Genomic DNA, 1,747 nt, shown 5'->3' with positions numbered 1-1,747 from the left:
GCGGGGGTTCGCTGACGCATAGTGACTGTGCGTTCTCGTTAGTGGCGAGCAGTTGCCCGACCTCCCATCTTTGGCCTGAAAGGAGACAACCGATGCTCGATACATATGCCATTCGCCAAGACGACATGCCTCAAGAAATGCGGTTTCTCTTGGACCAATACCCCCGCGACAGTTGGGAAACCCATCCAGGTTTCAAAGAAAAAACCAGGCATTGGCTCGGCGCGCACGAGATGTTTCGCCGTGTTGCAGAACGTATTCGCTTGGATACAGAACGGGTTTTGAGCAACGAGCTGGGGTTGGACGACTACGTGGGGCGGCTATCCTACTATGGCGGCAACCTGGTTGGGAACCTGCATGGCCATCACGGCTGGGAAGATCGCAGCTATTTCCCTGAACTATCTGCTGCGGACCCTCGTTTTGATGCGGGGCTTGAGTTGCTGGAACAGGATCACTTCGATCTGGATAAGGTGCTGAGTGACTTCACCGGCACTGCGAACCGTGTGATCAAGCTATCCGCACTTGATGAGGAGCAAGCTTACGACGAAGCCGGACAGCTCCATGCGACGTGCAACACGATTGAAGCGTTCCTGAAACGGCATCTAAGCGATGAGGAAGAATTGGCCGTGCCAATCATCTTGCATCACCGCCTCAGAGGATGATGCTGAAGTCATGACCGACACGTCTACAGAAGAAGACCAAACTGATATCAACAAGCGCCGCGCGCGGGGTGAATTCGTGCGCGGTGTAAGCGGCTTTCGCCACGCTATTGGCGATCCTGTGTTTCCGGCAGAACCTGATCGCTATCACCTTTTCGTAGCACTGAATTGTCCGTGGTGTCACAGAGTGACGCTGGCGCGAGATGTGTTGAGCCTTCAAAACAGCATCACGATGGACGTTGCATTTCCAAACCGCACCAGCGACGACGATCCAGAGGCGCCAAACCTATGGGAGTTTGCACCTGATCGGATTGCATCGCTCACAGGTGAGACTTTGCCAGAATGCACGAGTGAGACCGGCACTGGCAAAGGACTGCGCCTTGCCAAAGAGATCTATCGTGCCGAAGGCTCTGAAGAGCAATCCCTTCCAATCCTTTATGACAAGATACAAGGACGCATTGTTAATAACGAAAGCGCTGAAATTGTCCGAATGCTGGACGCTGCGGCGGATTCACTTGGCAGCACAATCCCGGCAGCTGCACGCGTTAGGCTTTACCCAGACGAAGTGCCGCGTCACGAAATCCACGACCTGAACGAACGGATTTATACAGCGATTAACAATGGTGCCTACAAGGCCGGGTTTTCGTCTGATCAAACGATCTATGAAACAGCTTTTGACGCCTATTTTGAGACACTCGAATATTTGGAGGAGCATCTCTCAGATGGCAGGCCCTATTTGACAGGCAACCACTTTTCAGAAGTAGATCTTCGCCTGTTCCCAACTCTCTATCGTCACGATCCCGTCTACTATGCGCGAATGAAGCTTAATGGTGCGAGAATCCTAGATTACCCATACTTGTGGCGGTGGCTGTGCCGAGTATACGCGTTGCCCGGAATTGCCGAGGCAGGGTCTCTTGTACACTGCCGCCAGGGTTATTTCGGACGCAGTTGGAATAGCGTAGTGCCCAATGGGCCATTCAAGCCAATGTCATACCCAGAGGCCTATCACCACCCTGACCTTGCAACACTGTAGGCCTCGTCTAGGTGTATTTGGGAGGCCTAGCTTCGTAACCAAACGTTACTATTTTGGA

General features: G+C 52.9%; 2 protein-coding genes. Both read left to right on the top strand.

What is annotated here, in order from left to right; translation table 11 throughout:
• The first annotated feature begins 92 nt into the window (after positions 1-92).
• Positions 93-659 (top strand): hemerythrin domain-containing protein, encoded by a 567-nt coding sequence (locus tag ACR0LW_RS21200; protein ID WP_480884416.1) that lies wholly within the window; start codon positions 93-95, stop codon positions 657-659.
• A gap of 10 nt (positions 660-669) precedes the next feature.
• On the top strand, positions 670-1,689 hold the full coding sequence (locus ACR0LW_RS21195; RefSeq protein ID WP_480884414.1) for a glutathione S-transferase C-terminal domain-containing protein: 1,020 nt from the start codon (positions 670-672) through the stop codon (positions 1,687-1,689).
• Positions 1,690-1,747 lie beyond the last annotated feature (58 nt).

The sequence above is a fragment of the Ruegeria sp. N4 genome, from assembly GCF_056531425.1.
This window is presented reverse-complemented; position numbering and strand designations above follow the sequence as displayed.